Origin of the sequence: Flavobacterium sp. (genome assembly GCF_049240005.1) — a bacterium.
Classification (GTDB): domain Bacteria; phylum Bacteroidota; class Bacteroidia; order Flavobacteriales; family Flavobacteriaceae; genus Flavobacterium.
Genome location: NZ_JBMLTK010000039.1, coordinates 52,796 through 60,183 on the forward strand (window position 1 = coordinate 52,796; position 7,388 = coordinate 60,183).

Annotated in this window: 5 protein-coding genes; 2 read left to right on the forward strand and 3 right to left on the reverse strand. The window is 40.1% G+C overall.

Going from position 1 to position 7,388, the window contains the following annotated elements:
• Positions 1-312: 312 nt before the first annotated feature.
• From ACOVQQ_RS04140 to rnr, 3 genes are all read right to left on the reverse strand, one after another.
• Entirely contained in the window at positions 313-996 is a 684-nt protein-coding gene (locus ACOVQQ_RS04140) for a LysE family translocator (RefSeq protein WP_421817069.1), read from the reverse strand.
• A gap of 66 nt (positions 997-1,062) precedes the next feature.
• Positions 1,063-1,737, reverse strand: a complete 675-nt coding sequence (locus tag ACOVQQ_RS04145) for a head GIN domain-containing protein (protein WP_421817070.1) — start codon at positions 1,735-1,737, stop codon at positions 1,063-1,065.
• Positions 1,730-3,910, reverse strand: coding sequence for a ribonuclease R (gene rnr / locus ACOVQQ_RS04150; RefSeq protein ID WP_421817071.1), 2,181 nt, complete (start codon positions 3,908-3,910; stop codon positions 1,730-1,732). Before rnr ends, ACOVQQ_RS04145 begins: the two co-directional genes overlap by 8 nt.
• A 676-nt stretch (positions 3,911-4,586) precedes the next feature.
• Here rnr and rpiB point away from each other — a divergent pair.
• Both rpiB and ACOVQQ_RS04160 read left to right on the forward strand, forming a co-directional pair.
• Positions 4,587-5,018, forward strand: a complete 432-nt coding sequence (rpiB, locus tag ACOVQQ_RS04155; protein WP_421817072.1) for a ribose 5-phosphate isomerase B — start codon at positions 4,587-4,589, stop codon at positions 5,016-5,018.
• Positions 5,019-5,020: 2 nt separating this feature from the next.
• Positions 5,021-7,138: a Tex family protein gene (locus ACOVQQ_RS04160; protein ID WP_421817073.1), complete on the forward strand. Its 2,118-nt coding sequence runs from the start codon at positions 5,021-5,023 to the stop codon at positions 7,136-7,138.
• Positions 7,139-7,388: the final 250 nt, after the last annotated feature.

Sequence of the window (7,388 nt, forward strand, 5' to 3'; positions counted from 1 at the left end):
AAAAATCTTTGTGGATGTATCGATTTTCTTAGCAACGATTTGTTTGGTAACGTATGCCGCGGCAGCGATAGAGCGATTAGCCCGGAAATCTAAAATACTGCAAATGAAAGTTAAAAACTGCGACCATAGGAGCGCGTTTTTGCGCATCATTTGCGGATTTTAGAATGAGGACTAGTAGCGAAAGCGCGGGGGCCGCAATGAAGATTGAAAGATTTTGAGATTTCGAGATTGAAAGATTTCGAGATTTAAAGATTTAAAGATTGAAAAAAGTAAAAGGATTGAAAAAAAAGAATCAATCAAAAAATTTGATAACTATTCGTTGGGTTCGATGATTTCGACTGCTTTTTTCACCAATTTTTGATCGCTCGGAAACCAACCTTGCAGCATAATAGATATTCCGAAAATTATTAGTAAAATACTGGTAATCTGTTTAATAAGAGAAATATTTTTCGGAGTCATTTTTGATTTTAAACGTTTTGCTGCCAACATTTTAACTAGGTCGATTAGCAAATACGACCCAATTACCGAACTAAAAAATACGATTAAACGACTCATTTTTAATTCTAAAGCGGGTCCGAAGGTGATAAAAATAAGCAACCAAAAACCGAGTACTCCGACGTTAATGAAGTTCAATAAAAATCCTTTTCCGTAAAGTGCTAGATAGTCTTTTTTTAGAATTTCGACTGTTTCTGTTTCGATAGCAACTTTTGAATTTCGCCGCAATTTTATAAACGAAATTAAGCCGTAAGTTACCATTATCAAGCCACCGAAAATAAAAAGTGCTGGTTCGTCTTGCAGGTTGTTTATTAAGCGATACGAACTGAAATACGCTACGGCGATGAACACAAAATCGGCGGTAACCACACCTAAATCGAATACCAAAGCGGCTCGTAATCCTTTAGTTGCGGCGGTTTCCAGTAGTACAAAAAAAACTGGGCCAATCATGAAGCACAGCAAAAATCCGAGTGGGATTGCTAGTAAAATGTCGTGCAGCATTTGTTTGTTTTGCGTTTGCGAAAGGCTAAGGTAAAGAAAGTAAACTAACTTTCCACGGTTTCTGCTTTATTTACGAACAATAGTACCACCCAGAACACGCGTTTCGTTGAGGTTTTTCGGATTTCCGTACACTTCGATGGTTCCGCCGGCTCGCACTTTAGCATTAACGGTTTCGCTGGCATTTACTTGTGCATTTCCGCCGGTAGTTATTGTAACAGTAGTTTCTTCGGTTTGTAAATCTTTACCTTCAAACCTACCACCGGTTCCGATGCTAATTTCTTGAACCGCTGCCCTTCCTGCCAATACAATAATTCCGCCGGTTGTAGCTCTGCTTTTAGCAAATTCAACTTCAGTATTTATTCGAATTTCAGCACCTTCTTTGGCTTCAAAATCAATATTCTGACCTTGAAGCACATCGGTATTCGAAACAGTACTGCCTTCGTTTGCTTCTACGCGTGAGAGGTTTTTGTAGTATAAAATAACCTTTGTAAACTCGCCATCCAGCAACTTTTTTAATGGCATCCGAATTTTCAAAACGTCGTTTTTCTGAACGAGCGTAACCTCGTTTTGATATGCTCCGGAAATTTCGGCTTTAGTTTCGTTTGCTGGTACGAGTACGAGGGTAATTCGGTCGAAAACCTCAATTTTGGAAAAATCGGTTAATGAAAGCGTTTTGGATTTTTGCGCTACAGTTGAAACTGAAAAAAGCAATACAGTTATAAATTGAAAGACTTTATTCATTTTTTCTTAAGTAATGAAAATCGAGTTGTTTTTTGACTAAATCGGCATTTTTTACTTTAACGAAAACTTCGTCGCCTAATTGTATAATATTTTTAGAGACAGCACCAACCAAAGCGTACTGCTTTTCGTCGAAGGTATAATAGTCGTCTTTAATTTCCCGAATTCGACATAAACCTTCGCATTTGTTTGAAACAATTTCTACGTAAATGCCCCATTCGGTTACGCCGGAAACTACGCCGAGAAATTCTTCGTCTTTGTGATCTTGCATGTAGCGAACTTGCATGTATTTGATGCTGTCGCGTTCGGCATTAGTGGCCAAAACTTCCATATCAGAAGCGTGTTTGCATTGTTCTTCGTAAAACTCGGCATTCGCTGAGGCGCCGCCTAACAAGTAAAATTGCAACAAACGGTGTACCATTACATCTGGATAACGGCGAATTGGCGAAGTAAAATGCGAGTAGTAATCGAATGCCAAGCCGTAATGACCAATGTTTTGTGTTGAATATTTGGCTTTACTCATGCTTCGAATGGCCAAGGTATCCACTAAATTTTGTTCTTTTTTTCCTTGAGCATCTTCTAAAATCGAATTCAAAGATTTGGCAATATCTTGCTTAGAGCGGAAGTTGATTTTATAACCAAATTTTGCAATAACGGTTTGGAAGTTAATCAGCTTATCTTCATTGGGTTCGTCGTGGATACGATACACAAAAGTTTTCTTCTGTTTACCGATGAATTCGGCTACTTTACGATTAGCCAAAAGCATAAATTCTTCAATCAAATGGTTGGCATCTTTAGCGATTTTAAAGTACACGCCTTCCGGATCGTTGGTTTCGTTGAGGTGAAATTTTACTTCCACTTTATCAAACGAAATGGCACCGTTTTGCATGCGTTGCTTTCGCAGAATTTTTGCGAGTTCGTCGAGTTTTAGTACTGATTTTACGATGGGTTCCGGAACTTCGCGATCGGTTCCCGTTAGCGATGTTGCTGCGGGAATTGTATGTTCGGCAGTTTCGATGATGTGTTGAGCTTCTTCATACGCAAATCGGAAATCAGAATAAATAACCGTTCGACCAAACCATTGGTTTACAATTTGCGCCTTAGCATTGATTTCAAATACAGCAGAGAACGTTAGTTTTTCTTCATTCGGACGCAACGAACACGCGTAATTAGAAAGTACTTCGGGAAGCATAGGTACCACTCGATCAACGAGATAAACCGAAGTTGCTCGATTAAACGCTTCTTGATCGAGTATGGTTCCTTCTTCTAAATAATGCGACACATCGGCAATATGCACACCAATTTCGAAGTTTCCGTTTTCAAGAAACTGAAACGACAAAGCGTCGTCGAAATCTTTTGCATCTTTCGGATCTATCGTAAACGTGAGTACCTTTCGCATATCACGCCGAGCAGCAATATCGACAGCAGTAATTTGGGTGTCGATACCGTCGGCAAAAGCTTGTACTTCCGCAGGGAAATCGGCGGGTAAACCGTACTCGGCAAGTATTGCATGAATTTCTGTTTGGTGTTCACCAGGTGCTCCAAGAACTTTGATTACGGCTCCGAAGGGCGAATCGGCTTTGGCTGGCCAATCTTCAATTTTTACCAGCACAACATCGCCTTGTTTGGCACCACCGGTTTTATCTTTTGGGATAAAAATATCGGTGTACATTTTCGGATTTGCGGTACTGACAAACGCAAAGTTTTTTTGGATATCAATTACGCCAACAAATTCGGTTTTATGACGTTCGATAATCTCGATGACTTCGCCTTCCGGTTTCTTTCCGCGACGGCGGTTGTACACATAAACGCGCACTTTGTCTTTATCTAGCGAATGGTTGAGGTTGTTTGTTGGAATAAAAACATCGTCTTCAAAATCTTCGCAGATGAAGTAGGCGGTTTTCCGCGTGGTCATATCGATGGTTCCTTCGTAGTAATCCGGCGAAACGGCTTTTACGAGGTATTTTCCAGGTTCCGATTCGATGATCACTTTTTGAGCGGCCAGAATTTTTAAATCTTTGATGATTTCATTTCGGCTCTTGGTGTCGTCGAGTTCAAGAACAGCGGCAATTTGTTTATAGTTAAAAGCTCTGTTCGGATATTTAGAGAGAATTTTTAGAATTTTCTCCGAATAGGTTTTCACCTTCTTTCCGTGCTTTTTTGGAATCTTTGTCATAGTGTAATCGTTGTTACGAAGGTACAGCGAAATGTGTACAGGTTTACAAAAGCAATATCGAAGCTTTGAAATTGAACCGAAATTTAAAGCTATGAACAAACAATTAATAACAACAAATTAATTTTAATTATAGAAATATATATGTGTTGTTGTATAGTGTGTTGATTTGTACAAAAAGTATTTTAGCGTTTAGTTGATTCTTAGCTTTTACTTAGTTGTAACGATTTATTAACATTATCTTAACTTTGCACTAGTTTCATTTTGAGCTTTTTACAAACTTTATTGACAATTGTAGAAAAACCACCGAAACTAGTTTTCGTCAGCTTTTTCACAGCCGAACTTTTGTTAAGAAATCGTAAAAACTAGTCGATAACTTTTCAAAAAATAAGGCAAACTTTATTTGATAATCTCGCGAGAATTTTGTCTTGTAAAAAAATCTGTTTCCACACAAAAAAATCTGTTAGAAGTTATGTTGATTTATCAACAAAAAAACCACAATGCTTCTTGTCTTATTTTTAAGACTTTAACATATTTTATCAACAATTCGCTGAATATCAGGCCAGATGTCGCAATAAATGAATTTAAGTAGTCAGATTTTCAACGACTTAGGTTTTTGAAGAAATCGACTCATTTTAGAGCTGCGAAACGTACCTTTGTGCAACACAATTACAGTATTATGATTATTTCGATAGGAAACGACCACGCCGGACCCGACTATAAAAAGGCGATAGTTGCCCATTTAGAACAACTCGGACACCAGGTTTTAAACCACGGTACCGACACCACCGCCAGCGTAGATTATCCGGATTTCGGGCATCCTGTGGCGGAAGATATCGAACGCGGGGCAGCACAGTTCGGAATTGTAATTTGCGGTTCTGGAAATGGCATTGCAATGACCGTAAATAAGCATGCGAAAATTCGCGCTGCACTTTGTTGGACCAAAGAAATTGCGCAACTAGCTCGTTTACATAACGATGCAAATGTTATTAGCATACCCGCTCGATTTACCAGCGTGCAGCAAGCTGTGGAAATGGTTGATGTGTTCTTGAACACCGAATTTGAAGGCGGGCGTCATGCAAATCGAGTTGCTAAAATTGCTTGCTCATAAATATGACAGAAATTGCTTTTGTTGTTGAGAAAGCGGGAATTCCTTCGCCCGTTGTTACAGCTGTTTTAGACTTATTGAACCAAGGTGCAACCTTGCCTTTTATAGCGCGGTACCGAAAGGATGCTACTCAGAACGCCGATGAGGTTACAATTGATGCTATTTCGAATTTTGCCAAACAATTTCGCGAACTCGAGAAACGCAAGAAAACAGTTTTTCAAGCATTAGACAAGCAGGGAATAAACGATCCGAAATTGCGTGAAGCGATACAAAACGCCGATAGTTTGGTGGTTTTGGAAGATTTGTATTTGCCTTACAAACAAAAGCAGCAAACGCGCGCAGCCAAAGCCCGTGCGGCGGGATTGCAAGGACTGGCCGATGCGATTTTTCAACAGAAGTCGGTTGATTTAGAAGTGTACGCAGCGCAGTTTTTAAACGCGACTATCGTAAACGAAGATTTAGCTTTGCAAGGAGCGCTCGATATCGTTGCTGAGCAGTTGAGCGAAATACCTGCAGTGCGAACGTCGGTGCGAAATACCATGCGCAAACAAACGCTGATGCAAACAAAAGTGCATCCGAGTTGTACCGAAGAGCAGAAAGCAAAGTACGCGCAGTACATCGATAAGCAAGAATCGTTATCGCGAATACCGCCGCATCGGTTTTTAGCCATCCAACGAGCTGAAAACGAAAACGTGTTGAAACTCCGGTATGAGGTCGACGATGATTATTTAGAACAACTAATCATTCGCAACGCCGGTTTTCGGAAACAACCCGATTCGTATTTACAAACAGCGGTTTCCGACAGTTTAAAGAGACTCATAAAACCAAGCATTTTAAACGATGTTTTACAAGAGGTTAAAGAAAAGTCGGATCGGGCGTCGATCATTGTTTTTGCCGCCAATTTAAAGCAGTTGTTGTTGGCACCGCCTTTGGGAGCCAAGCGCATCATGGGAATTGATCCGGGATTTAAAAGCGGATGTAAAATAGTGTGTTTGAATGAATACGGTACTTTAATGCACAACGAGACGATTTATCCGCACGACGGTGGATCGGCTGAAACGATGGCAATAAAAAAAATCGGCAGTTTGGTACAATCGCACAAAATTGAAGCCATTGCGATTGGCGACGGAACAGCTTCGCGCGAAACGGAACGTTTCATTAAAAAAGTACCTTTTCATTCCGATGTTCAAGTTTTTGTGGTTTCGGAAGCAGGAGCATCCGTATACTCGGCATCGAAAATTGCACGAGAAGAGTTTCCGAATTACGACGTTACCGTTCGTGGTGCGGTTTCTATTGGTCGACGATTGGCCGACCCGCTTGCCGAATTGGTTAAGATAGAACCGAAGGCGATAGGAGTGGGGCAGTACCAACACGATGTTGATCAAAATTTACTGAAAGAAGAACTTGATAAAACCGTAATGTTGGCTGTTAATGCGGTTGGCGTTGATTTGAATACGGCTGGAAAATCGATCTTAAAATACGTAAGTGGAATAGGGGAGAAGCTTGCCGAAGAAATAGTGAAATTTCGGGAAGCTATCGGCGGATTTACCAATAGAAGACAGCTGCTAGAGGTTTCGGGTTTGGGTCAGAAAACTTTTGAACAAGCTGCGGCATTTTTGCGCATTACCAACGGAAGTAATTTGCTCGATAATTCCGCGGTACATCCGGAAGCGTATGTTGTGGTTGAAAAAATGGCGAAAGTTCTGGGAATTACGGTGGGTGAATTAATAGGAAACAAAACAGAAATCGCCAAAATTGCACCTTCAGATTTTGTTACCGAAAAAGTGGGTGTTTTGGTTTTAAAAGATATTTTGAAGGAATTGGAAAAGCCCGCTCGCGATCCGCGGAAGAAAGCTCTGGTTTTAGAATTCGATTCGACTATTAAAACAATTGATGATTTACGGGAAGGTATGGAATTACCGGGCATAGTCAATAACATCACCGCTTTTGGCTGCTTTGTGAATATAGGTATCAAACAAAGCGGATTGATTCATATTTCAAACCTCGGACAAGGTTTTGTTAGTGATGTTTCATCGGTTGTGAAATTGCACCAACATGTTCGAGTTCGGGTATTGTCGGTAGCGTTGCAAACCGGACGAATACAGCTGGCACTACTTAAATAACGTGAGTTCGACATAAAAATCCTTGTTAGATCGCTTGAAGTAAGAGTTGTATCCGGAAGAAGAAAAATTTTCGCTCACAATTTTAAAAGCTAACCATTTAAACAGTCGCTTTCTTCGTAGTATTTTTTTGAGATACCTCGGTATCCCAAAGAAAATACGCCTTGTAATCAACTATTTAAATGATTTCTAACTTCTATTTTTATATCGAACTCACGTTAAATAATAGCTACAAAAAAACCGCCTCAAAGGC

Coding starts and splice junctions, on each gene's coding strand:
- ACOVQQ_RS04140 (WP_421817069.1), bottom strand. CDS start 996: ATGCTGCACGACATTTTACTAGCAATCCCACTCGGATTTTTGCTGTGC.
- ACOVQQ_RS04145 (WP_421817070.1), bottom strand. CDS start 1,737: ATGAATAAAGTCTTTCAATTTATAACTGTATTGCTTTTTTCAGTTTCA.
- rnr (WP_421817071.1), bottom strand. CDS start 3,910: ATGACAAAGATTCCAAAAAAGCACGGAAAGAAGGTGAAAACCTATTCG.
- rpiB (WP_421817072.1), top strand. CDS start 4,587: ATGATTATTTCGATAGGAAACGACCACGCCGGACCCGACTATAAAAAG.
- ACOVQQ_RS04160 (WP_421817073.1), top strand. CDS start 5,021: ATGACAGAAATTGCTTTTGTTGTTGAGAAAGCGGGAATTCCTTCGCCC.